Origin of the sequence: Caballeronia sp. SEWSISQ10-4 2 (assembly GCF_030464885.1) — a bacterium.
Classification (GTDB): Bacteria; Pseudomonadota; Gammaproteobacteria; order Burkholderiales; family Burkholderiaceae; genus Caballeronia.
In genome coordinates, this window is the sequence record NZ_JALPRJ010000015.1 from 16,158 (window position 1) to 38,260 (window position 22,103).

Here is a 22,103-nt window from a genome sequence, read left to right on the forward strand (position 1 = left end):
ATCGCTGCGCTTAAGCGTTTTCGCCGGTTCTGCCCGCTTCCTTCTTAGGGGACAACATGAGTCTCACCGAACTTAAAGTACCCGATATCGGCGATTTTCAAGACGTCGATGTTGTCGAAGTCAGCATCAAACCCGGCGACGCCATCGAAAAAGAACAAGGCGTCCTCACGCTCGAATCGGATAAAGCGTCCATCGAAGTGCCGAGCGATCTCGTGGGTACGGTCAAGGAAGTCAAGATCAAAGCCGGCGATAAAGTCTCGCAAGGCACCGTGATCGCATTGGTGGAAACAGCTGATGCCGGCAGCGAAAAGCCTGCTGCTCCCGCTGAAAAGCCCGCCGCGCCCAAGGAAGCCGCTGCTCAAAAACCCTCAGGCGGAGGATCGCAAGACGTGAAAGTGCCGGATATCGGCGATTTCACCGACATTCCCGTCATCGAGATCCACGTGAAAGTGGGCGACACGGTCGAGAAGGAGCAATCGCTCGTCACGCTCGAATCCGATAAGGCGACCATGGATGTACCGTCGCCCGCAGCGGGCACGGTCAAGGAAATCAAGGTCAAGCTCGGCGATAACGTCTCCGAAGGCTCGGTGATCCTCACGCTCGAAGGCCAGGGCAGCGGCGTCAGCCAGGCTGAGGAGAAGCCGAAGGCCGCTGCGCCCCAACCCGCCGAAAAGGCGACGCCCGCGCCGAAGGCCGCTTCGTTCTCCGGTTCCGCCGATATCGAATGCGACATGCTCGTGCTCGGCTCAGGCCCCGGCGGCTATTCCGCCGCCTTCCGCTCAGCCGATCTCGGCATGAACACGGTTCTCGTCGAACGTTATGAAACGCTCGGCGGCGTGTGCCTGAACGTCGGCTGCATTCCGTCGAAAGCCTTGCTTCACGCCGCTGCGATCACCGACGCCGCGAAGGAACTCGTGCACCATGGTATTTCCTTCGGTGAACCGACGATCGATCTCGACAAGCTCCGCGACTTCAAGTCGGGCGTTGTCAAGAAGCTGACCGGTGGATTGGCCGGCATGGCGAAGATGCGCAAGGTCCAGGTAGTGACGGGTGTCGGCAAGTTCGTTGGCCCGAACCACATGGAGATCGAAGGCGAGGGCGGCAAAAAGGTCGTGCAGTTCAGGAACGCGATCATCGCGGCGGGTTCGGAGGCCGTGAAGCTGCCGTTCATGCCGGAAGACCCGCGTGTTGTCGACTCGACCGGCGCGCTCGAATTGCGCCAGATCCCGAAGCGCATGCTTGTGGTCGGCGGCGGCATTATCGGGCTGGAAATGGCGACGGTGTATGCGTCACTGGGCGCGGAAATCGATGTCGTCGAAATGCTCGATGTCCTGATGGCCGGCGCGGATCGCGACCTCGTGAAGGTGTGGGAGAAGTTCAACGCCAAGCGCTTCGCGAACGTCATGCTCAAGACCAAAACGACCAAGGCGGAAGCGAAGGACGACGGCATCTACGTGAGCTTCGAAGGCGAAAAAGCGCCCGCCGAAGCGCAGCGCTATGACCTCGTGCTCGTGGCGGTCGGCCGCAGCCCGAACGGCGGCAAGATTGGCGCCGACAAGGCTGGCGTGGCCGTGACCGATCGCGGTTTCATCAACGTCGACAAGCAGATGCGCACGAACGTCGAGCATATTTTTGCTATCGGCGATCTGGTCGGGCAGCCGATGCTCGCGCACAAGGCCGTGCATGAAGGCCACGTCGCGGCGGAAGTGGCGCACGGAGAAAAGTCCTACTTCGACGCGATGCAGATCCCATCTGTGGCCTACACCGATCCCGAAGTGGCGTGGGCCGGCAAGACTGAAGACCAGTGCAAGGCCGAAGGCATCAAGTACGGCAAGGCCGCGTTCCCGTGGGCCGCATCGGGCCGGGCGATTGCGAACGGTCGCGACGAAGGTTTCACCAAGCTCATCTTCGACGAAGAAACGCACCGGATCATCGGTGGCGGGATCGTGGGATTGAACGCGGGCGACCTGATCAGCGAAGTGTGTCTCGCGATCGAAATGGGCGCGGACGCGGAGGATATCGGCAAGACGATCCATCCGCACCCGACGCTCGGCGAGTCGATCGGCATGGCGGCCGAACTGTACGAAGGCGTGTGTACGGATTTGCCGCCGCAGCGGAAGAAGTAACGGTTGAATTGTCGGTAAAAAAGCGGCGCGTTCCGAGAGGAACGCGCCGCTTTTGCTATGCCTGCGCTATTCAGAGCGCTCAGATCGCGAGATTCCGGCCGCGAAAGTGCGAAAAAAAGCCGCTCCAACGTGAGTTGGAACGGCTTTCCAGTCCTGCGTGACTGCTACACAACTACGCCGATTTCCCGGCGTTGCCGCGTCAAGCGAATACGCTTAAACAGTCTTCTTGGTGGCGCGCGAAGCTTGAGCCGTAGCTTGCGATGCAGCCTTCGTGGCGGCCGTAGCGGCTGCGTTGAAGTTGCTTTCCGCGATCTCGACAGCTTGCTTGCTTGCCTTGTGGATCGTTTCGTACGTGGTGTTGGCGGCGGTGATGGCCGACTTCATCACGGCGACAGCCGTTTCCGAACCTGCCGGTGCGTTCTTCGCGACGTTTTCGACGAGCGTTTGCACCTTGCGGTTCTGGTCTTCGTACTGCTCTTCAGCGACACGGGCGAATTCAGCTTGCGTCGACGATGCGATTTCATACAGATGGCGGCCATACGACAGCGCCTTTTCTGCGACCGGCTGAGCCAGGCTAGCTTGCAGTGCGAGCAGTTCTTGCGCATCTTTCACCGACAACACGCGCTGCGCGTTTTCCTGGCTTTCGGCCAGCGTCGACTTCACGACTTGCAGGTTCAGCTCAAGCAGCTTTTCCATGCCTTCAAATGCCTTGTTCGTCAGACCGAAGAGGGTGTCGAACTGAGCTTTATTAGCGGCGGCGAATTGTTCCGGGGTCAAAAGGGTCATATCAGCTCCTGAAAGAATCGACCCATCATCAGCGCGGGTCGTGGGTTTTTGGCGGCGCCCGGAAATCCGGAAACCGTATGAGGCGATCAGCCGTTGGTGCGTCGCAACATGGAACCTATTTTAGGCATATTCCGATAGATGTCAAGAACATTTTTGTGCGCCGCAACATTGTACGATTGCTTATTAAACAAAGGCTTATGGGCCGACTTCTGTGTAGTGGAACTACATTTCGAGATAAGCTGCACCAGCTTGGGGCGAAGGACGCAAACGGTTCCGAAGTACCGAACCCGGTTCCGGAAAAGTGGAATTTCGTTTCGAATGAGAGCTTTTTATGATGACCGTTTGATGTTGCCGCTGCCGGATGACCACCGGTTTCCGGCGCAAAAATATTACCTTCTTCGCGAGAGGGCGCCGGCTGAACTGCCCGATGTCGAACTGACGTGATATCGACGTTGCCGTTGCATACGCCGCCGGACGCAGCGCAACGGTGCCCGGCGCGCACTTTTCGGCGAAATTCATTTGAAACGGTTTGAAACTCAGTAAACCAAATGTGTTAACCCGACGTTAACATTCCAGATCGACTGACTTCGTCAAAGTTTGCGTGAACAAAAACTTTCGAGGCCGGTCGAAATGTCGGTTGAGAATCGGCATGTCTTGCCGAAAAGCATCGTTTCCTGTCGTCGTCCACGCCATTAGTGAAATTTTTTTCTTGAGGAAGGGATCAAAACCCCACCCTCAAGTCTTACCAACTATTGCCGATATCACGTTGATAGGCAGAGTCCGGCAACAGCGTGTGGCAATCAAAACGATTGCGGCATCGGCGATGATTTTTTACGATCGGAACTCAGAACTTGTTCGTTCTCATAAATCGCGGCTTACAAAGCGGTTTAAGTAGTGCGGATAAGTGCTTAATATTGCTAATTTTTCGAAGCTTTACTACACTGGCGACACTCTTTCGCCGGTCCAGAACAGAACACTAATGAAAACCGAAATGTTTTCGTCGCTCAGGGTGATCCACGGCGTTGCGGTCCGCACCGCGCTGTCGGTCGCCGTGTCGGTGGCGCTCGCGACGTCTTTCGCGGTCGCACCGGTCGACGCTTTTGCCAAGACCACAACCTCGAAATCCACCAAGAAACTGGCCAAGGGCGCCGCTGTGGCGCCGCAGCCTAAAACCGTTAAGTCATCGAAAGTTTCGGCACGCTCAGCCAAGCTTGCTCCCGTCGCCGCTGCGCAAGATGAAGAGGTGCCGCGCGCCGCGCGCCGGCATCGCGTAAGTTACCGGATGGACGCGCACGGCCGCCGTGCTGCAGTGCGTTCGGTGGCTTTCCAGCCGCGTCAGCCGACCGTCGGCCAGGCTTTCGGCCTGCACGACACGCCGGACAGTCTCGCGTTGCGCTCGAGCGTCGCGTACGTGGTGGACCAGAATACGGCGGAAACGCTGTTCGATAAAAACTCGCGCGCCGTCGTGCCCATCGCTTCGATCACCAAGCTGATGACTGCCATGGTCGTGCTCGACTCGAAGGCGCCGCTGACCGAAGACATCACCGTCACCGACGAAGATCGCGACTACGAGAAATTCACGGGTTCGCGTCTTTCGGTCGGCTCTGAGCTCAACCGCGAAGACATGCTGCATATCGCGCTGATGGCGTCGGAAAATCGCGCGGCCGCGGCGTTGTCGCGTTATTACCCGAATGGGCGTGCTGGCTTTATCGCTGCAATGAACGCCAAAGCGAAGATGCTCGGCATGACCGATACGCACTTCGAGAATTCGACCGGGTTGACGAGTCAGAATGTTTCGAGTGCCCGCGATCTCGTGAAGATGGTGAACGCGGCCTATCAATATCCGCTGATTCGCAAGTTCTCGACCGATCGCAGCTATGACGTGTTCACTGGCAAGCGGAATCTGGCCTACAACAGCACGAATGCGCTGATCCGCAATCCGAGCTGGGAAATCGGCTTGCAGAAGACCGGCTTCATTAACGAAGCAGGCGAATGCATGGTGATGCAGACGACCATTCATGGTCGTCCGGTCGTGATGGTCTTGCTGGATTCGTCGGGCAAGTACTCGCGTTTCGCCGATGCCGGCCGTTTGCGCGGTTTCCTCGAGACCGAAACCGCTGGCGAGCCGCATATCACCAGCGCCGATGCCGGCGGTGGCGGTACCTGAGGATCGTTTGAGTATTAGTATCGAAGGGCATTAAAAAAGCCGGCTTTATCAAAACGATAAAGCCGGCTTTTTGTTGCCCGTTCAAAACAAAAATCTAGCGCTGCTGCGAATCGGCACTGGGTTCCGGGCGATATCCGAGCGAGCGCGAAATTTCCAGCGCGGTGCCGCTCAGTTGATTCAGCCATGAGTCTTGCAGCCGGTCCGCGGGTGCCGAAAGAGACAGGCCCGCAACGAGCCGCCCGGTGTCGTCGTAGATACCTGCGGCGATGCAGCGCACGCCCAATTCCAGTTCTTCGTTATCGCGGGCGCACGCCTGGCTGCGTACGAACGACAATTCGCGCTCGAGCTTGCCGATATCCGTAATGCTGTTCTGCGTGTGCCCGGACAGGCCTGTCCGCGTAGCGTAGGCGCGTACGCGGGAGGATTCATCGGCGGCGAGAAAGAGCTTTCCCACCGACGTCAGATGCAGCGGCGCACGTCCGCCGATCGCCCGCACGACCTGCATGCCGGAGCGTTCCGAATAAGCGCGCTCTATATAGACGATCTCATCGCCCTGGCGCACGGAGAGATTGACCGTCTGGCCAGTTTGCCGATGCAGTTCGCGCATGGGCGGCATGGCGGCCTCGCGCACCGAGAGCCGAGCCTTCACCAGGTTGCCGAGCTCCAGCAGGCGCATGCCCAGCCGGTACGTGCCGGGATCGGAGCGGTCGACCAGACGGCACGTCACCATGTCATTCAGGATGCGATGCGCGGTGGACGGATGCAGCGACGTGCTCTGCGAGAGTTCTTTCAGGCTGACGGGGTCGGTGTGCGCAGCGAGCGCGTCGAGCAGGCGCATCATGCGCTCGATCACCTGTATGGACGTTCTGGATTCCGGGTTCGTATCGCTCATTGGAGAAAATCAGTTGATACGTCAATCAGCGGAATAATGATTGTATCTCGTATTGTGAAAAGTGCGAAAGATCCGGCCTCATGCTCGGCTGCGTAATTCCGGTTTTCCGCAGACGATAAAAACCGCCCGGAATCCGAAAGATTGCGGACGGCTTTGAGAGCGTCAACGAAGCCGCGGTAGCGGCCTCAGTGGTTATTCTCGGGTTGTTGCGGCGACGCCTTGCCCCAGTTCGAACGGCCGATATACGGCGAGGACCCGCGTGCCTGCGCTTGCGGCGCGGGTGCGGGTGGCCCGCCCGGATTGCCCGCCTGCTGCTGCGGCGGCCTGCCGCCTTGCGGACCGCCAGCTTGTTGTCCACCGTGGCCGCCGCGATCGCCGCCCCCATTGCCGCCGCGATCACCACCACGATCACCACCGTGACCGCGGTCGCCGTCCCGATCACCCCGGCCACGATAATAACCGGGGCCATCGTTCCAATAACGAGGGCCGGGACCGCCGTAATATCCGCCGCCTCCACCGATGATCACGCCCGACTGGACCACCGGACCTCCATAGCCGTAGGCTGGTTCATAGCCAGCGGGGTAGGCGGGCGCGGAGTAGTAGCCGCCATTCGCGTAAGCGGGCGTGCCGTCCGGGTAGACGGCACAGCCCGCCACGAGGGCGGACGACGCGAGGATCAAACCTGTAACTGCGAGTTTCATAATGAGCGAGAAGGCGTTCGTTGACTGATTACCGTATCTGACAGTTTCGCGGACCGGATGTCGCAAGAAGTTTGTAAAGTTTTATCTCCGGAGTAACAGAGTGAAAGTGGCAGAAATCGCTCATTGGCTGCGCATACAACGTTGACGCGGTATGCGCTGTTGACAGGGCTGCAACAATGCTTTGTGCTGCGGCACCTTTATGAGCTTCGGGCAAACCCTTAAAATTTGAGTGTCCGCAAGTGGGCCCGTCAGTCCACAGGACCTGAGAAGGGGTTTGAAAATGAAAAAGACAATATCGACCTACTGGCCCGTTGCGATGCTCGTGCCGCTCGTACTCGCCGGCTACTGCCACGCGATCCACCCGGTTTCCGGCGCCGGCGCACCCCATCCGCAAAGTGCCGCGAGTGTCAGCGCCGAATTTGCGCGTGCGATTTCGCTGGGATTTGTCGACTTCGATAACGGCGCCAATGCTTATCGGCAGCCCAACGGCTCGTCGGCGACGGCTGTTTCGCAGACGTTCTAAAAGGAGCCGTCCGGGCGCGCAAACGCCGTCTTTTGTATAATTCGGGACTGCTTCGCGCGGATTCGTTTGGTCGAGCCGGCGGAACCCAGCCGCGCTCAAGCCAAACGATGTCTGGAACCCGATGAACACTATCGCCGTATGTTTCGTGTGTCTTGGCAACATCTGCCGTTCACCGAGCGCCGAAGCCGTGATGCTGCATCAGGTGAGCCGGGCGAAGCTCTCGGACAAGATCGTTGTGGATTCGGCCGGTACCGGCAACTGGCATATCGACCAGCCGCCCGACGAGCGTGCCCAGCGCGCCGCAAGGAAGCGGGGTTATGACTTGTCGCTGCTGCGCGGGCGGCAGATCGGTGCTGAAGATTTCGCGCGCTTCGATCTGCTCATCGCGATGGACGACGCCAACGCTGTCGCGCTGACCGAAGCGTGTCCGCCGGAATATCGCGACAAGATCCGGTTGCTGATGGAATTCGCGACCCGCGACGACAGCCGCGTGGTGGTCGACCCGTATTTTGGCGGCGACGAAGGTTTCGAGCGTGTGCTCGACCAGTGTGAGGATGCCTGCGAAGGCTTGCTGAAGGCACTTCGTACGCAGTTGGTGACCTGATGCGCCGCGCTCGCCAGCAAGTTTCAATAGGTGCAATGTTCTCAGCAAATTCCTAAGAAAATGCCTGCGGATACTTGACTAAATCCGTAGGCTATTTATACTTGAGCAAACTCATCAAGTATTAGCGGTAGCCCCCGGTAGCTTACAAATTATGAGACTCACCACGAAAGGCCGTTTCGCTGTCACGGCGATGATCGACCTGGCATTGCGCCAGGAGCAGGGCCCGGTGACGCTGGCAGGAATCAGCCAGCGCCAGCATATCTCGTTGTCCTATCTCGAACAATTGTTCGGCAAGTTGCGCCGGCACGAGATTGTCGAGTCGGTGCGCGGTCCGGGCGGTGGATACAATCTTGCTCGCCGTGCCGAGAACGTGACGGTGGCGGACATCATCATTGCGGTGGACGAGCCTATCGACGCCACGCAATGTGGTGGCAAGGGTGCTTGCGAAGGCACCAAGCAGCATGACGGCCACTGCATGACCCACGAACTCTGGTCCACGCTCAATCAGAAGATGGTCGAGTACCTCGACTCGGTCTCGCTGAAAGACCTCGTCGACCAGCAGCGTGCGCGCGATGGATCGCCGGCGGTATTGCGCGATCGCCGTGCCGAATCGGCGGGCGTGGAGCCTGTGCGCGTGGCGCCGAAAGGACCGAATTCCGTTTTCAACCTGGCCGGCTGACGGCTGCCGCGTAGCTGGTTAGACGCGGCCGTCTCGCCTTGAACGAGCCAATTGAGTTAAATCCCCGGAGCAACTGATGAACAATGACATTCCCCACCTGCCCATTTACATGGACTACAGCGCGACGACTCCTGTCGATCCGCGCGTGGTGGATAAGATGATTCCGTACTTGCGCGAGCAGTTCGGCAATCCGGCGTCGCGTAGCCACCAATACGGTTGGGACGCGGAGCGGGCGGTCGAGGAAGCGCGTGAGAACGTCGCGAAGCTGGTCAATTGCGACCCGCGCGAAATCATCTGGACGTCGGGTGCAACCGAATCGGACAACCTCGCCATCAAGGGCGCGGCGCATTTCTACAAGAGCAAAGGCAAGCACATCATCACGGTGAAGACCGAGCACAAGGCTGTGCTCGACACCTGCCGTGAACTCGAACGCGAAGGCTTTGAAGTCACGTACCTGGATGTGAAGGACGACGGTTTGCTCGACCTGGACAAGCTTCAGGCAGCTATCCGTCCGGACACCATCCTGGTTTCGGTGATGAGCGTGAACAATGAGATCGGCGTGATCCAGGACGTGACCGCGATCGGCGAGATCACGCGTGCGAAGGGCATTGTGTTTCACGTCGATGCAGCGCAGGCCACCGGCAAGATCGAGATCGATCTGCAAAAGCAGAAAGTCGACCTGATGTCGTTTTCGGCGCATAAGACTTACGGTCCGAAGGGTATCGGCGCGTTGTTCGTACGCCGCAAGCCGCGGATTCGTATCGAAGCGCAAATGCACGGCGGCGGTCACGAGCGCGGTATGCGTTCGGGCACGCTGGCCACGCATCAGATCGTCGGCATGGGCGAGGCTTTCCGGATTGCGCGTGAAGAAATGGCCGTCGAAAACGAGCGTGTGCGCATGTTGCGCGATCGCTTGCTCAACGGCTTGAAGGACATGGAAGAGGTTTATGTGAACGGTGACATGGAAGCCCGTGTGCCGCATAACCTCAACATCAGCTTCAACTTCGTGGAAGGCGAGTCGCTGATCATGGCGGTCAAGGACGTGGCGGTGTCGTCGGGTTCGGCATGTACGTCGGCTTCGCTGGAGCCGTCTTATGTGCTGCGGGCGCTCGGCCGCAACGACGAACTCGCGCACAGCTCGATCCGTTTTACGGTTGGCCGCTTTACGACCGAACAGGACGTCGATTACGTGATCAACTTGCTGAAGGGCAAGATCCAGAAGTTGCGCGATCTGTCGCCGCTTTGGGAAATGCATAAAGACGGTATCGACATTTCATCGATCCAGTGGGCTGCGCATTAAGCGCTTGTCGGGCCGCTTGATGGCGGCTCAATTGCGCTCACGTTAGAACACACACGCGAACGCACACGCATACGAATTGAAGGAGTTTGATCATGGCTTATAGCGACAAGGTTCTGGACCACTACGAAAACCCGCGCAATGTCGGTTCGTTCGGCAAGGACGACGACACGGTGGGCACCGGCATGGTCGGCGCGCCGGCATGCGGCGACGTGATGAAGCTGCAAATCCGCGTAGGCGCGGATGGTGTGATCGAAGATGCGAAGTTCAAGACGTACGGCTGCGGTTCGGCTATTGCCTCCAGCTCGCTTGTGACCGAGTGGGTGAAGGGCAAGACACTGGATCAGGCGTTGACCATCAAGAACACGCATATCGCTGAAGAACTGGCGCTGCCGCCGGTGAAGATCCACTGTTCGATCCTGGCTGAAGACGCAATCAAGGCCGCCGTTGCCGATTACAAGCAACGTCATGGCGCGGGCGCAGCAGAAGCTGCTCCGGTTGAAGCGAAGCAACACGCCGCGTAAATAGGGATCCAGGGATCCGCAGTATTTGGAATAGGGATCCAGGGATCCGCAGTATTTGGGAAGGGCGCTTCGGCAATAGTTGGCTCGAGCGCTCTGGTTTTCGATTCAAAGCAAGGTTGCAGCACGCGACCGGAGAAGAGATTGACTCCGGACGAGCGGCTGCTGAAGAGAGACTATGGCAATCACGTTGACGGACAAGGCAGCACAGCACGTGCAGAAGTATCTGGTTCGACGCGGCAAGGGCGTCGGCCTGCGTCTTGGCGTGCGCACGACCGGCTGCTCGGGCCTGGCTTACAAGCTCGAGTATGTGGACGAACTCGCGCCTGAAGACCAGGTGTTCGAGTCGGCGGGCGTGAAGATCATTGTCGATCCGAAGAGCCTGGCTTATATCGATGGCACCGAACTGGATTTTGCGCGCGAAGGGCTCAACGAAGGTTTCAAGTTCAATAACCCGAACGTGAAAGACGAGTGCGGTTGCGGCGAATCGTTTCGCGTATAGCGTTGCACAAGAACAGAAAAGAGGCGGCGCGTGCCGCCTTTTTCTTTAGCGCCGCTGCTTTTCAAAGTTTGCTTCGAACTTTACCGACTTCCGCTTAATTTCCTGCTTCTGCTCATTGTTCCTATGGCAACGCTCAACGACAGTCACTTCGATCTGTTCGACCTTCCGCCGACTTACGCCATCGATGCAAAAACGCTCGACGACGCGTATCGCACGGTGCAGGCGCAGGTCCATCCCGATCGTTTTGCCGCCGCTGGCGACGCGCAAAAACGCATCGCGATGCAGTGGGCCACGCGCGCGAACGAGGCGTATCAGACGCTGCGCGACCCGCTGAAACGGGCGACTTATATGTTGTCGCTGCGCGGCGTGCATGCCGACGCGGAGAACAACACCGCCATGGAGCCGGCTTTCCTGATGCAGCAGATGGAATGGCGCGAGAATATAGAGGACGCGGCGGACGCCAGGAATCTTGGCGCGCTGGAGGCTTTACTCGATGAACTCCGCGATCAGGAACGTATTCGCTTCGAGAAACTGGCGGCGTTGATCGATAGCCACTCGGATCAGGCTGCGAGCGAAGCCGTGCGCCAGCTGATGTTTATCGAACGCGTGGCGAGCGAGATCGGCGTGCAGATCGAGAGGCTCGATTAAGTTCGACCAAAACCAGACGACACCAACCCCCAATAGATCAACAATGGCTTTACTGCAAATTTCAGAACCCGGCATGGCTCCGGCGCCGCATCAGCGGCGGGTAGCCGTGGGCATCGATCTCGGTACGACCAATTCGCTGGTGGCCGCCGTGCGCAACAGCGTGGCCGAAGTGCTGCCCGACGAAGACGGCCATTACCTGCTGCCGTCGGTGGTCCGGTATCTGGAGAAGGGCGGCCGGCGTATCGGCCGCGTGGCGAAGGAGGAGGCGGCGCTCGATCCGCGCAACACGATTGTGTCGGTGAAACGCTTCATGGGCCGCGGCAAGAGCGACGTGGAAGGGGCAGAGAACGCGCCGTACGATTTCGTCGATGCGCCGGGCATGGTGCAGATTCGCACGATCGATGGCGTCAAAAGCCCGGTGGAAGTATCGGCGGAAATCTTGGCCACGCTGCGGTATCGCGCGGAAGACACGCTCGCCGACGAACTCGTCGGCGCGGTGATCACGGTGCCTGCTTACTTCGATGAAGCCCAGCGGCAAGCCACGAAAGACGCGGCAAAACTCGCTGGTCTGAACGTGTTGCGCTTGCTGAACGAACCGACCGCCGCGGCGATTGCGTACGGGCTGGACAATGCATCGGAGGGTTTGTACGCCGTGTATGACCTGGGCGGCGGCACTTTCGACCTGTCGATTCTCAAGCTCACGAAGGGCGTGTTCGAAGTGCTCGCGGCGGGCGGCGATTCCGCGCTCGGCGGCGATGATTTCGATGCGGCGCTGTATCGGCACGTATTGGTCAAAGCGAAGGTGACGCCGGCCGCGCCGGAAGACGTGCGTTTGCTGCTGGACCGCGTGCGAACGGCGAAAGAGGCGCTGTCCGATGCGCCAGAGGCTGCAATTCAGCTCACGTTGTCGGACGGCCAACAGATCGACTTTACGATCACCGAAGGCGATTTCGCCACGCTGACCGAGGCGCTGGTCGCCCGCACGCTGACCCCCACGCGCAAGGCCTTGCGCGACGCCAAGGTCTCGCCGTCCGAGATCAAGGGCGTGGTGCTGGTCGGCGGTGCCACGCGCATGCCGGTGATCCGCCGCGCTGTGGAAACGTATTTCGGCCAGCCGCCTTTGATCAACCTCGACCCGGATCAGGTCGTGGCGCTCGGTGCGGCGATCCAGGCGGATCTGCTGGCGGGAAATCGTCGCGGAGAGGGCGATGACTGGCTGCTCCTCGATGTCATTCCGCTGTCGCTCGGCGTTGAGACCATGGGCGGGTTGACCGAGAAAATCATCCCGCGCAACTCGACCATTCCGGTCGCGCGCGCGCAGGATTTCACCACGTTCAAAGACGGCCAGACGGCGATGGCAATCCACGTCGTGCAAGGCGAGCGCGAGCTTGTCTCCGACTGCCGTTCGCTTGCGCGCTTTGAATTGCGCGGTATTCCTCCAATGGCCGCAGGCGCTGCGCGCATCCGCGTGACGTATCAGGTGGACGCGGACGGTTTGCTGTCCGTGTTCGCGCGCGAACAACTGTCGGGTGTAGAGGCGTCGGTGGTAGTGAAGCCTTCCTATGGTCTCGCCGACGACGAAGTCGCCCGCATGCTGGAGGAAAGCTTCACGACCGCCGAAGTCGACATGCGCGCCCGCGCGCTGCGCGAGGCGCAGGTCGACGCGCAGCGTCTGGTGGAAGCATCGCAGGCGGCGCTTGGCGTGGACGGCGAACTGCTGGATGAAGCGGAGCGCGCGAACATCGAGGCGCTGATCGTCAAGCTTGCGGCCGTCACGAACGGCGACAGCGTCGATGCCATCGAAGCGGCAACGAAGGAACTTGCCGCAGCCACCGATGAATTCGCGGCCCGCCGCATGAACAAAAGCATTCGCCGCGCGCTTGCCGGCCGCAGGCTGGACGAAGTCTGATCATTCGCCGAGCCCCTCACGTACAAAGAACGGAAAGAATTCATGCCTCAGATCGTAGTATTACCCCACGTCGAGTTGTGTCCGGATGGTGCGGTGATTGACGCGGATATGTCGAAGAGCATTTGCGACAACTTGCTGGAGAACGGCATCGAGATCGAACATGCGTGCGAAAAATCGTGCGCGTGCACGACGTGTCACGTGATCATTCGTGAGGGTTTCAACGCGCTTGTGCCGTCGGAAGAAGACGAGGACGATTTGCTCGACAAGGCCTGGGGACTTGAGCCGACGTCGCGGTTATCATGTCAGGCGATGGTTCCCGCCGACGAGGATCTGGTAGTCGAGATCCCGCGCTACACCATCAACCACGCCAAAGAGAATCACTGAGCTTAAATCAGCGACCACGAGACAGGAGCGCTTGCCATGAAGTGGACAGACACGCAGGATATCGCGATGGCACTGACCGACGCGCATCAGAGCGTCGATCCGCAATTCGTGCGATTTACGGATTTGCATCGCTGGGTGATGGAGTTGCCGGGTTTTGACGACGACCCCGAGAGGTCCAACGAGAAGATTCTCGAAGCGATCCAGGCGGCGTGGATTGAAGACGCGGATTATTAAGTCTGGCGCAGCTTACTGCAGACAAAGCAAAACGGCGATTCCGTCAGGAATCGCCGTTTTGCTTTTATGGCCTGGCTTGAACCCGGACTACAACTCAGCCCGCGACCAGTGCGCCGTTTTCGATACGCACGCGCTGACCCTGGCTAAACGGCGGCGCCTCGTGATACGTGAAGTAACGCGTCTTGCCGTTTTCCATATGCACGCGCACCGAATAATCGGTTGTGCTGCGTATGTGTTTTTCGATCGCATTGCCGCCCAGACCACCGCCGAGCGCGCCAAGGATCGTCATGCCGGTACGACCGCCCCCACGTCCAAACTGATTACCGATAAGACCACCCGCCACCGCGCCACCTACCGCGCCGATACCGGTTCCCTGGCCTTCATGCTTCACAGCCGAGATTGCCTCTACCGTGCCGCAGGTCGAGCAATAGGCGGGTTGCGCCGGTTGTGGCTGCTGTGCGTAGTTGGGCTGCTGTACAGGCGGCTGTTGCGCCACCTGAGGCGCCGGCTGTTGCTGTTGTTGCTGCTGCGCTGCCAAAGCTGCCGCGCGCTGTTGTGCTTGCTGCTGTGCTTGCTGTTCGGCGAGTTGATCCTGCTGCGCCTGCTGCTGTTGAGCTGCTGTGGGGGCAACCGGTTGCGCGGGTTGCGTGGCGACTTGTGCCGCCTGGGTCTGGTCGTTCAGCGGCGACGTGCTTGACGCTTTCGGAAACAGGCCGGTAACGGCTGCCGTAGCAGCGAGACTCGCGATAATGACCGCACCCGCGGCGGTCGCGACCAGCGGATGAATCTTGCGGTCGCGCGGAGCGCCAGGATTCGGTGAATTTGGTGTGGTCATATTGTTGTTGCTGTTATCCATTTTTGGACCTCCGTCTCAAGGCAGAGTATGACGTTACTGGATGTGACGTTGCTTCACGAAAGCAGTGTCGGACAAATCGAAGCGTAAGGTTTGTCAATTTGTAACGTTTTCAGGCAACCATTCAACGCAAGAAGTGCACCGGGAAAGACCAGCACCGTGCGGCCTTGTTTTGTAAGGGTTTTCCAGACCGGATACGCCTGGCCCGGTAGCCTTGCCCGGCGGTTTTTACCAAAAGTTACAATCTGCGCTACACGTCAGGACGTAAAAAAGGCGCGAAAGCGCCTTTTTTACAAACTCGCCATCACCGCACGAAAATCAGTCTTCGCGGCGCAGATGCGGGAACAGGATGACATCGCGAATGCTCGGGCTGTCGGTGAGCAGCATGACCAAGCGGTCGATACCGATCCCGCAGCCGCCCGTCGGCGGCATGCCGTGTTCCAGCGCGCGAATATAGTCGGCGTCGTAGAACATGGCTTCTTCGTCGCCGGCATCTTTCTGGTCGACTTGTTTCTGGAAACGCGCGGCCTGATCTTCCGGATCGTTCAGCTCCGAGAAGCCGTTCGCGATCTCACGTCCCACAATGAACAACTCAAAGCGTTCCGTGATCCCCGGGACCGTATCGGATGCCCGCGCAAGCGGCGACACTTCCAGCGGATAGTCGACGATAAACGTCGGCTCCCACAATTGCGACTCCGCGGTTTCCTCGAACAGCGCGAGTTGCAATGCGCCCACGCCCGCATTCAGGAACTGCGGCTGCGAAGCATCGACGCCGAACTTCTTCAGCTCAGTGCGCAGGAACGCGGCATCGGCGAGTTGTTCGTTCGTGTATTGCGGCGCATATTTCTGAATGGCCTCGCAGATCGTCAACCGGTGAAACGGCTTCGATAAATCCAGTTCACGCCCTTGATACACGATGTTCGCGTTGCCGCGCGCGTCGATGGCAGCCTGGCGGATCAGCTCTTCAGTGAAGTCCATGATCCACGTGTAGTCCGTGTACGCGGCGTAGAACTCCATCATCGTGAACTCGGGGTTGTGTCGCGGCGACACCCCTTCGTTACGGAAATTCCGGTTGATCTCGAACACGCGCTCGAAGCCGCCGACCACCAGCCGCTTCAAATACAACTCGGGCGCAATACGCAGGAACATCTGCATGTCGAGCGCGTTGTGATGCGTGACGAACGGCTTCGCTGCAGCGCCGCCGGGAATGGGGTGCAGCATCGGCGTTTCCACTTCCATGAAATCCGCCTTCGCCATGAAACTGCGGATCGAGGCGAACGCCTTCGTGCGCGCGAGGAAGGTCTGGCGCGTTTCCGGCGTCACGATCAGGTCGACATAACGCTGGCGATAGCGCATTTCCTGATCGGCGAGGCCGTGGAATTTATCGGGAAGAGGGCGCAGTGATTTCGTCAGCAGGCGCAGTTCCGTGCATCGCACCGACAGCTCGCCCTTGTTCGTGCGAAACAGGACACCCTTTGACGCGATGATGTCGCCGAGATCCCATTTCTTGAACGCGTCGTAGACGTCCTGGCCGACGTCGGCGGGCGTGATGAAGAACTGGATCTGGCCGCTGCCGTCCTGCACCGTCGCAAAACTTGCTTTGCCCATCACGCGTTTCAACATCATCCGGCCCGCGATGGCGACTTGCAGCGGCTCGGCTTCGAGCGCTTCCTTGTCTTTGTCGGCGTAGCCGGATTGCAGCGCGGCGGCCTGGTGCGTCGGACGGAAATCGTTCGGATACGCGTTTCCCTGCTCGCGCAGCGCACGGAGTTTGTCGCGGCGCTCGGCGAGGATCTGGTTTTCTTCCAGTTCGGGAACGGCGCCCGGCTGAGTCGGTTCGGTCATGATGTGTTTGGCTGTGAGTGCGATGAATGCGGCTGGGTCGTGGGATGTGAACGACAACGGCGAAACACAGGCCACACGGATGGTCGCAAATATTAGCGATGCAATGCTGCAATACGTTGCTAAGGGAGTCCAAGCGAGACGATACGGCGTGGCTGGCGCGGCGGCGCATTAAGGACGCCGCGGCCGAAGCCGCGCCGTTCGCTTATACGCCCTGTTTAAGGCTTGCGCCGATGAAATCGTCCAGGTCGCCGTCGAGCACGGCTTTCGTATTGCTGATTTCCACGTTGGTCCGCAGGTCCTTGATACGGCTGTTATCGAGCACGTAGGAGCGGATCTGGTGACCCCAGCCCACATCGGTTTTACTCGATTCGAGCTTGTCCTGTTCGACCTGACGCTTGCGCATTTCGAACTCGTAGAGCTTCGCTTTCAGCATCTGCATGGCTTCGGCGCGGTTACGGTGCTGCGAGCGGTCGTTCTGGCACTGCACGACAATGCCGGTCGGCGCGTGAGTCAGGCGCACGGCGGAATCGGTCTTGTTGATGTGCTGGCCGCCCGCGCCGGACGCGCGATATGTGTCGGTGCGAATGTCAGCCGGATTGATATCGATTTCGATGGAGTCGTCGACTTCCGGATACACGAAGATCGAAGAAAACGACGTATGGCGTCCGCCCGATGAATCGAACGGCGACTTGCGCACGAGGCGGTGAACGCCCGTTTCGGTGCGCAGGAAGCCGTAGGCGTATTCACCTTCCACCTTGATGGTCGCGCTCTTGATGCCGGCGACGTCACCGTCGGATTCTTCCAGCACTTCGGTCTTGAAGCCTTTGCGTTCGCAATAGCGCAGGTACTGGCGCATCAGCATTGCCGCCCAGTCGCACGCTTCCGTGCCGCCGGCGCCGGCCTGGATATCGATGAAGCAGTTGTTCGGGTCGGCCGGGTTCGAGAACATCCGGCGGAACTCCATGTCTTCCACGCGTTTTTGGAGCGCCGCCGTGTCCGCTTCGCAGGAGACGAGCGTGTCTTCGTCGTTTTCTTCGCGGGCCATGTCGAAGAGATCTTGCGTGTCGCGCAGATCGTTATCGAGGTCCGTGATCGTCGTGACGACGTTGTCCAGCAGCTTTTTCTCGCGGCCCAGAGCCTGGGCGTTTTTCGAGTCGTTCCAGACGTTCGGGTCTTCTAGTACCCGGTTGACTTCGTCGAGGCGCAGGGCCTTGGCGTCGTAGTCAAAGATACCCCCGGAGCTCGCCGGCGCGACGGCGCAGGTCGGCGAGGAGGTTCTCGATTGCGTTTAGACGTTCCGCTTCCATTTCGATCGTTTTCTGGGTTTTTTGAGTAAGAGGGAAATTATAGCTTAAGGAGGAAGGCGCGCTGGGCGGGGAAGGCCGCGGGCGCTGGGGGGCGGTGCTACACGTTACCCCGGCGTTACCCCAGCGCATGCTCGACGATCATCTGTACGCGGGCCACGCCGTTCCAGGTATCGGAAACCAGCCGATACGCCACGACCGTGCGGGCCGGAAGCGTTTCCGTATGATTGAACCAGATGGCGTTGAACCGCTGCTGCCCGCGCCGCAATTGCAGCTTCAGGTGCTTGTCCTTGACCAGCGCTTGCGACGCAACCTCGAACTCCCCGGAAAACACCGGCGCCGGAAACCCTTGCCCCCAAACCGCGCCATCGATCAGTTCGACAAACTGCGGCGTGAAATAGGCGTCCTCGAGCTCGCCATCGGTCTCGACCACCCGCGACAACGCATCCGATGTCAGCCACTCCCGCCCAACGGCCTCAAACGCCGCAGCAAAGCGTGGGATATCGGCGGTTACGATCGTCATCCCTGCGGCCATTGCGTGACCGCCGAATTTCACGATCATCCCGGGCTCGCGCTTGGAAATCAGGTCGACAGCGTCGCGCAGATGGAACCCGGGAATCGACCGCCCCGATCCCTTCGATAAAACCCCGCTCTCATCGGCATGAGCAAACGTGAACGACGGCCGGTGAAACTTCTCCTTCAACCGCCCCGCGACAATCCCGATCACACCCTGGTGCCAGGCCGGATTAAACAGCGTCAGCGTGGCGGAATCTGCTGGATCGATATCGGCAAGTTCTTCAAGCGCCTGCTCCTGCATCCCGGCCTCGATCTCGCGTCGTTCGCGATTGATCGAATCCAGTTGCTGCGCCAATTCCCACGCGCGGCCGATGTCATCGGTGATCAGACATTCGATTCCCAACGACATATCCGATAACCGTCCCGCCGCATTCAGCCGTGGCCCGAGCGCAAAACCCAGATCGAACCCCGACGCGGCGCGCGCATCGCGCGCCGCCGCGCGAAACAGCGCCGCGATCCCCGGCTGCATCCGCCCCGCGCGAATCCGCTTCAACCCCTGCGCGACCAGGATCCGGTTGTTCGGATCGAGCTTCACGACGTCGGCGACGGTGCCCAGCGCCACCAGATCGAGCAGACCGTCCAGACGCGGTTCGGGAGCGATATCAGTGAAGGCATTGCGACGGCGTAACTCCGCCCGCAATGCCAGCAGCACGTAGAAAATCACGCCCACGCCCGCAATGCACTTGCTTGGAAACGTGCAACCCGGCTGGTTCGGATTCACGATCGCGCGCGCCGGCGGCAAGTCGTCGCCGGGTAAATGGTGATCGGTCACCAGCACGTCGATGCCGAGCGCATTCGCCGCCTCGACGCCGTCCACGCTGGCAATGCCGTTGTCCACGGTGATCAGCAGATCGGGTTTCCCGCTCGCCCGGCTAGCCGCCAGCGCGACGATCTCCGGCGTCAGCCCATAGCCGTATTCGAAACGGTTCGGCACCAGGTAATCGATCTGCGCGCCGAACATCCGCAAGCCGCGCACCGCGACGGCACAGGCGGTTGCGCCGTCGCAGTCGTAGTCGGCCACGACCAGCATGCGGCGTTTCGCCGCGAGCGCATCGGCGAGAACGACGGCGGCTTCATCGCAGCCTTTCAGCCCGATGGGCGCGTGCAATTTCTTCAGCTCGGTTTCGATCTCGTCCGGCGAACACACGCCACGCGATGCATACAGCCGTGCAATGACGGGATGAACGCCATGTCGCACGAGGACGGCGGCATCGGCGGGAGAGGGCGCACGGGTGACGATTCGGGTCATGCGGACAGGCCGGTGAGCATTCGTTTCATTCGCTTTGTTCGATAACTCATTCGATAAATAAAGCAGCAATCGGACGCCGCCGCCAGAATTTGCGCAACGCGCCGCGCGTGACGGTCAGCGACACCGAGCCGGTGTCGCTGCACAAAGTCAGGCGCAACGTGCCGAGCGTGCCATTTTCGAGCGCGGCGAGGGCGGGCGCGAACCAGTCGCGCTCCAGCGTGCCGAGTGCGTCGTTCCAGCGCGCCCAGTCCTGTTCGATGAACGGCGCGGAGAATGAATCGAGCTCGACGAGCACAGGGCCTTCGCTTTGGGGTTGCCCGGCGCCAAAAGCCGCGAACGATGCGGGTGGCGTTTCCGGGACGACATCGGCGGCGAGCCCGAGGCCGCGTGTGGCCGCTGCGTTTGACATCACCCGCGCGAACGGACTCGTCACGCTGTGCAACGCGCCTTGCGCGTGCAGCCAGATGGAATTGATCGCGGGCAGGCCACGCGCTTCACGCGCTTCGTTGAGCGGATGTTCGAACCACGCCATCTGCACTTCGTTCTGCAGCTTCATCCAGGCCCGCGAGCGTTCGCCGGTGCCGGCTTCATGCGGCAACCAGATTTCGATGTTGCGCCCGCTCGCACGCAATGGCGACGCGCCCGCCAACGTGCCGAGATTCGACCCCGCGACGTACCAGCGCACCGGTTGCGGCGCCTGGATGGTCAATCCGAGGTCTTCTATCAACGGCTTGACGACATCGAAGAGGGTACGGGCTTCGTGATCGTCGATACCCAGCGTCGCCGGATCGATCAGCACCAGATGGTCCCGCGCAATCCGCACGTGCACCGGTTCGACGCATGCCCAGATAGCGTCGCCTGGCGTCCCGCCGTCGGCGAGCAACATATAGGGTGCGAGCGGCGCTTCGTCGGTGGCTCGCCCGGGAGCTTCATTCACCACGCCGAATTGCCGCGCAATCCAGCGTTCGTGCGGCAGCGTGCGCTGGAAATCTTCGCCGATCACGCGCTCATCGAGCGTCGCGCGGGCAAGCAGGCGGTCGAGTGCGGGACGGTCCAGCTTGTGCAGCGCAGTGGCGGCATCCGCAGCCGATGGCAGCGCGAACGGTAAGAGAAGGTGAAGATCGGGGAGCTTGTGCGTGGGCATGATGCTGGGCATTGTATGGCAAAGACCCGGTGTTTTCCGGGTGCTTGCCCTTTGCCTCATAGCGACGCGTAACGCGTAATCCGCGGATAGCTGCCGGAAACGGGAAGTTGGTGCCGGACTCCTCCAAAGCGGAAGCCGCGCTGTAGCGGTCGAGGTGCGCCTGTTGCATGCCGGTGCGAATTCCAGCGCTCGCGGACAGGTCGCCGATTCAGGTCCGAAGGCCTTGCGCAACACCCGGAGTCAGGGCGCCGCGCATCGTTCCTACAGGCCGGTTTGATGCATTACGTGCATTGCGCATTACGTCCGCGACAACTCGCGCGGTTCGACCTTGCGATCGATTTCACTGCGCGTTGGCAATGTTTTCAGGTCATACATGGCTTGGAGATTCAGCCAGAACTCAGGCGTTGAGTCGAAGTAGCGTGCAAGGCGATAGGCTGTGTCGGCCGTGACGCCGCGCCGTTCCTTCACGATTTCATGCAGACGCGTAGCGGGCACGTTCAGCGCCAGCCCCAGTGCGTTCACGCTCATTTCAAGCGGAACCAGATAATCTTCCCGCAATACCTCGCCCGGATGAACCGGACGCATGCCGTTCTTGGACATGTGCTTCCCTATTCAGTGGTAGTCGATGATTTCGACGTCGACCGGACCCTTCGTCGTCCATTTGAAACAAACGCGCCATTGGCCGTTGATCCTGACGCTGAGCTGACCGCGCCGGTCGCCCGAAAGGGATTCGAGCCGGTTGCCGGGCGGCGATTTCAGATCGCGCAGTTCTACTGAGGCGTCCAGTGCACTGAGCCTTCTGATCGCGACATCAGCGATTGCCCGAAACCGTTTTGGCGCTCCGCCTTCGTAAAGTGCTTGAGTGTCCTTGCATCGGAACGTTCGTATCATTATGTTTATCGTATAACGTTTGACGTAATACGTCAAGGGTTGTGTGATGAACCGTTGCAACGGCTGAGGCTGTGTTTTCGAAGGCAGATTGCCGTGTGGGTGAGTCTGGCGAGTATGAACTGCGACATTCGCGCGCGAAATCGTCCGAATGGCCAGCATGGTGGCTTGCGCCGTCGTTCTTCGCTTCGCCACGTCATCCGGGCTAAAGGAGTGGCTAAGAATTGTGTGGCAAACTTCGCGCTTGATCGCAGACGACCGGTGTGTCCGG

Annotated in this window: 22 protein-coding genes and 1 pseudogene; 13 read left to right on the forward strand and 10 right to left on the reverse strand. The window is 59.9% G+C overall.

The features are described 5' to 3' along the window. The first annotated feature begins 56 nt into the window (after positions 1 to 56). A complete protein-coding gene (gene lpdA / locus M0D69_RS12365) occupies positions 57 to 2,126 on the forward strand; it encodes a dihydrolipoyl dehydrogenase (RefSeq protein ID WP_301782303.1) in 2,070 nt (689 codons plus the stop codon). Positions 2,127 to 2,339: 213 nt separating this feature from the next. On the opposite strand, the gene M0D69_RS12370 is transcribed toward lpdA, so the two are convergent. Beyond that, positions 2,340 to 2,912 (reverse strand): phasin family protein, encoded by a 573-nt coding sequence (locus M0D69_RS12370; RefSeq protein ID WP_301782304.1) that lies wholly within the window; start codon positions 2,910 to 2,912, stop codon positions 2,340 to 2,342. A 318-nt stretch (positions 2,913 to 3,230) separates the two neighbouring features. Here M0D69_RS12370 and M0D69_RS12375 point away from each other — a divergent pair. Both M0D69_RS12375 and pbpG read left to right on the forward strand, forming a co-directional pair. Next, positions 3,231 to 3,350 (forward strand): annotated as a pseudogene (locus M0D69_RS12375) (histone deacetylase); the annotation flags it as partial. A 541-nt stretch (positions 3,351 to 3,891) separates the two neighbouring features. After that, positions 3,892 to 5,079, forward strand: coding sequence for a D-alanyl-D-alanine endopeptidase (gene pbpG, locus M0D69_RS12380; protein ID WP_301782305.1), 1,188 nt, complete (start codon positions 3,892 to 3,894; stop codon positions 5,077 to 5,079). A gap of 94 nt (positions 5,080 to 5,173) precedes the next feature. Here pbpG and M0D69_RS12385 read toward each other — a convergent pair whose 3' ends face one another. Next, complete coding sequence (locus tag M0D69_RS12385; RefSeq protein ID WP_047898287.1) at positions 5,174 to 5,971, reverse strand: IclR family transcriptional regulator; 798 nt, start codon at positions 5,969 to 5,971, stop codon at positions 5,174 to 5,176. A 185-nt stretch (positions 5,972 to 6,156) separates the two neighbouring features. Beyond that, positions 6,157 to 6,672, reverse strand: a complete 516-nt coding sequence (locus tag M0D69_RS12390) for a hypothetical protein (RefSeq protein WP_301782306.1) — start codon at positions 6,670 to 6,672, stop codon at positions 6,157 to 6,159. Positions 6,673 to 6,952: 280 nt separating this feature from the next. Here M0D69_RS12390 and M0D69_RS12395 point away from each other — a divergent pair, with 280 nt between their 5' ends. From M0D69_RS12395 to iscX, 10 genes are all read left to right on the forward strand, one after another. Next, a complete protein-coding gene (locus tag M0D69_RS12395; protein WP_301782307.1) occupies positions 6,953 to 7,195 on the forward strand; it encodes a hypothetical protein in 243 nt (80 codons plus the stop codon). A 121-nt stretch (positions 7,196 to 7,316) separates the two neighbouring features. Then, positions 7,317 to 7,799 (forward strand): low molecular weight protein-tyrosine-phosphatase, encoded by a 483-nt coding sequence (locus tag M0D69_RS12400; RefSeq protein WP_301782308.1) that lies wholly within the window; start codon positions 7,317 to 7,319, stop codon positions 7,797 to 7,799. Positions 7,800 to 7,950: 151 nt separating this feature from the next. Then, the gene (iscR, locus tag M0D69_RS12405) at positions 7,951 to 8,478 is read left to right on the forward strand and encodes a Fe-S cluster assembly transcriptional regulator IscR (RefSeq protein ID WP_301782309.1); all 528 of its coding nucleotides are present in this window, start codon (positions 7,951 to 7,953) and stop codon (positions 8,476 to 8,478) included. Positions 8,479 to 8,554: 76 nt separating this feature from the next. Continuing rightward, positions 8,555 to 9,778, forward strand: a complete 1,224-nt coding sequence (locus M0D69_RS12410) for an IscS subfamily cysteine desulfurase (RefSeq protein ID WP_301782310.1) — start codon at positions 8,555 to 8,557, stop codon at positions 9,776 to 9,778. A gap of 92 nt (positions 9,779 to 9,870) precedes the next feature. Further along, positions 9,871 to 10,299: a Fe-S cluster assembly scaffold IscU gene (iscU, locus tag M0D69_RS12415; protein ID WP_047896462.1), complete on the forward strand. Its 429-nt coding sequence runs from the start codon at positions 9,871 to 9,873 to the stop codon at positions 10,297 to 10,299. Positions 10,300 to 10,474: 175 nt separating this feature from the next. Next, positions 10,475 to 10,798, forward strand: a complete 324-nt coding sequence (iscA, locus tag M0D69_RS12420; protein ID WP_047896463.1) for an iron-sulfur cluster assembly protein IscA — start codon at positions 10,475 to 10,477, stop codon at positions 10,796 to 10,798. Positions 10,799 to 10,921: 123 nt separating this feature from the next. Further along, the gene (hscB, locus tag M0D69_RS12425; protein ID WP_301782311.1) at positions 10,922 to 11,446 is read left to right on the forward strand and encodes a Fe-S protein assembly co-chaperone HscB; all 525 of its coding nucleotides are present in this window, start codon (positions 10,922 to 10,924) and stop codon (positions 11,444 to 11,446) included. A gap of 43 nt (positions 11,447 to 11,489) precedes the next feature. Continuing rightward, on the forward strand, positions 11,490 to 13,355 hold the full coding sequence (hscA, locus tag M0D69_RS12430; protein ID WP_301782312.1) for a Fe-S protein assembly chaperone HscA: 1,866 nt from the start codon (positions 11,490 to 11,492) through the stop codon (positions 13,353 to 13,355). Positions 13,356 to 13,397: 42 nt separating this feature from the next. Beyond that, positions 13,398 to 13,739 (forward strand): ISC system 2Fe-2S type ferredoxin, encoded by a 342-nt coding sequence (fdx, locus tag M0D69_RS12435; RefSeq protein ID WP_301782313.1) that lies wholly within the window; start codon positions 13,398 to 13,400, stop codon positions 13,737 to 13,739. Positions 13,740 to 13,775: 36 nt separating this feature from the next. Further along, on the forward strand, positions 13,776 to 13,973 hold the full coding sequence (gene iscX / locus M0D69_RS12440; RefSeq protein WP_301782314.1) for a Fe-S cluster assembly protein IscX: 198 nt from the start codon (positions 13,776 to 13,778) through the stop codon (positions 13,971 to 13,973). Between the two features lie 94 nt (positions 13,974 to 14,067). Here iscX and M0D69_RS12445 read toward each other — a convergent pair whose 3' ends face one another. The 7 genes from M0D69_RS12445 to M0D69_RS12475 all read right to left on the reverse strand — a co-directional run bounded on the left by M0D69_RS12445 (position 14,068) and on the right by M0D69_RS12475 (position 21,835). After that, entirely contained in the window at positions 14,068 to 14,829 is a 762-nt protein-coding gene (locus tag M0D69_RS12445; RefSeq protein WP_301782315.1) for a glycine zipper 2TM domain-containing protein, read from the reverse strand. A gap of 315 nt (positions 14,830 to 15,144) precedes the next feature. Continuing rightward, positions 15,145 to 16,671 (reverse strand): lysine--tRNA ligase, encoded by a 1,527-nt coding sequence (lysS, locus tag M0D69_RS12450; RefSeq protein WP_301782316.1) that lies wholly within the window; start codon positions 16,669 to 16,671, stop codon positions 15,145 to 15,147. 202 nt (positions 16,672 to 16,873) lie between these two features. After that, positions 16,874 to 17,978, reverse strand: a protein-coding gene (prfB, locus tag M0D69_RS12455; RefSeq protein WP_301782317.1) for a peptide chain release factor 2 whose coding sequence is annotated in 2 segments (ribosomal slippage) — positions 16,874 to 17,896 and positions 17,898 to 17,978 — 1,104 coding nt in all. Because the reading frame shifts where the segments join, the coding sequence is not laid out codon by codon here. Between the two features lie 115 nt (positions 17,979 to 18,093). After that, positions 18,094 to 19,800 carry a single-stranded-DNA-specific exonuclease RecJ gene (recJ, locus tag M0D69_RS12460; RefSeq protein WP_301782318.1) on the reverse strand — a complete coding sequence of 569 codons (1,707 nt, stop codon included), beginning with the start codon at positions 19,798 to 19,800 and terminating at the stop codon, positions 18,094 to 18,096. Positions 19,801 to 19,846: 46 nt separating this feature from the next. Continuing rightward, a complete protein-coding gene (locus M0D69_RS12465) occupies positions 19,847 to 20,956 on the reverse strand; it encodes a regulator (protein WP_301782319.1) in 1,110 nt (369 codons plus the stop codon). Between the two features lie 285 nt (positions 20,957 to 21,241). Then, on the reverse strand, positions 21,242 to 21,544 hold the full coding sequence (locus M0D69_RS12470) for a HigA family addiction module antitoxin (RefSeq protein ID WP_301782320.1): 303 nt from the start codon (positions 21,542 to 21,544) through the stop codon (positions 21,242 to 21,244). A gap of 12 nt (positions 21,545 to 21,556) precedes the next feature. Further along, complete coding sequence (locus tag M0D69_RS12475; RefSeq protein WP_301782388.1) at positions 21,557 to 21,835, reverse strand: type II toxin-antitoxin system RelE/ParE family toxin; 279 nt, start codon at positions 21,833 to 21,835, stop codon at positions 21,557 to 21,559. Positions 21,836 to 22,103: the final 268 nt, after the last annotated feature.

What these genes read in the sequence shown, in the direction of transcription:
- M0D69_RS12470 (WP_301782320.1), bottom strand. Translation starts at nt 21,544, where the DNA reads ATGTCCAAGAACGGCATGCGTCCGGTTCATCCGGGCGAGGTATTGCGG.
- pbpG (WP_301782305.1), top strand. Translation starts at nt 3,892, where the DNA reads ATGAAAACCGAAATGTTTTCGTCGCTCAGGGTGATCCACGGCGTTGCG.
- hscB (WP_301782311.1), top strand. Translation starts at nt 10,922, where the DNA reads ATGGCAACGCTCAACGACAGTCACTTCGATCTGTTCGACCTTCCGCCG.
- M0D69_RS12410 (WP_301782310.1), top strand. Translation starts at nt 8,555, where the DNA reads ATGAACAATGACATTCCCCACCTGCCCATTTACATGGACTACAGCGCG.
- iscA (WP_047896463.1), top strand. Translation starts at nt 10,475, where the DNA reads ATGGCAATCACGTTGACGGACAAGGCAGCACAGCACGTGCAGAAGTAT.
- M0D69_RS12475 (WP_301782388.1), bottom strand. Translation starts at nt 21,835, where the DNA reads ATGATACGAACGTTCCGATGCAAGGACACTCAAGCACTTTACGAAGGC.
- M0D69_RS12400 (WP_301782308.1), top strand. Translation starts at nt 7,317, where the DNA reads ATGAACACTATCGCCGTATGTTTCGTGTGTCTTGGCAACATCTGCCGT.
- M0D69_RS12385 (WP_047898287.1), bottom strand. Translation starts at nt 5,971, where the DNA reads ATGAGCGATACGAACCCGGAATCCAGAACGTCCATACAGGTGATCGAG.
- recJ (WP_301782318.1), bottom strand. Translation starts at nt 19,800, where the DNA reads ATGACCCGAATCGTCACCCGTGCGCCCTCTCCCGCCGATGCCGCCGTC.
- M0D69_RS12395 (WP_301782307.1), top strand. Translation starts at nt 6,953, where the DNA reads ATGAAAAAGACAATATCGACCTACTGGCCCGTTGCGATGCTCGTGCCG.
- lysS (WP_301782316.1), bottom strand. Translation starts at nt 16,671, where the DNA reads ATGACCGAACCGACTCAGCCGGGCGCCGTTCCCGAACTGGAAGAAAAC.
- iscU (WP_047896462.1), top strand. Translation starts at nt 9,871, where the DNA reads ATGGCTTATAGCGACAAGGTTCTGGACCACTACGAAAACCCGCGCAAT.
- lpdA (WP_301782303.1), top strand. Translation starts at nt 57, where the DNA reads ATGAGTCTCACCGAACTTAAAGTACCCGATATCGGCGATTTTCAAGAC.
- fdx (WP_301782313.1), top strand. Translation starts at nt 13,398, where the DNA reads ATGCCTCAGATCGTAGTATTACCCCACGTCGAGTTGTGTCCGGATGGT.
- iscR (WP_301782309.1), top strand. Translation starts at nt 7,951, where the DNA reads ATGAGACTCACCACGAAAGGCCGTTTCGCTGTCACGGCGATGATCGAC.
- iscX (WP_301782314.1), top strand. Translation starts at nt 13,776, where the DNA reads ATGAAGTGGACAGACACGCAGGATATCGCGATGGCACTGACCGACGCG.
- M0D69_RS12390 (WP_301782306.1), bottom strand. Translation starts at nt 6,672, where the DNA reads ATGAAACTCGCAGTTACAGGTTTGATCCTCGCGTCGTCCGCCCTCGTG.
- hscA (WP_301782312.1), top strand. Translation starts at nt 11,490, where the DNA reads ATGGCTTTACTGCAAATTTCAGAACCCGGCATGGCTCCGGCGCCGCAT.
- M0D69_RS12465 (WP_301782319.1), bottom strand. Translation starts at nt 20,956, where the DNA reads ATGCCCAGCATCATGCCCACGCACAAGCTCCCCGATCTTCACCTTCTC.
- M0D69_RS12445 (WP_301782315.1), bottom strand. Translation starts at nt 14,829, where the DNA reads ATGGATAACAGCAACAACAATATGACCACACCAAATTCACCGAATCCT.
- M0D69_RS12370 (WP_301782304.1), bottom strand. Translation starts at nt 2,912, where the DNA reads ATGACCCTTTTGACCCCGGAACAATTCGCCGCCGCTAATAAAGCTCAG.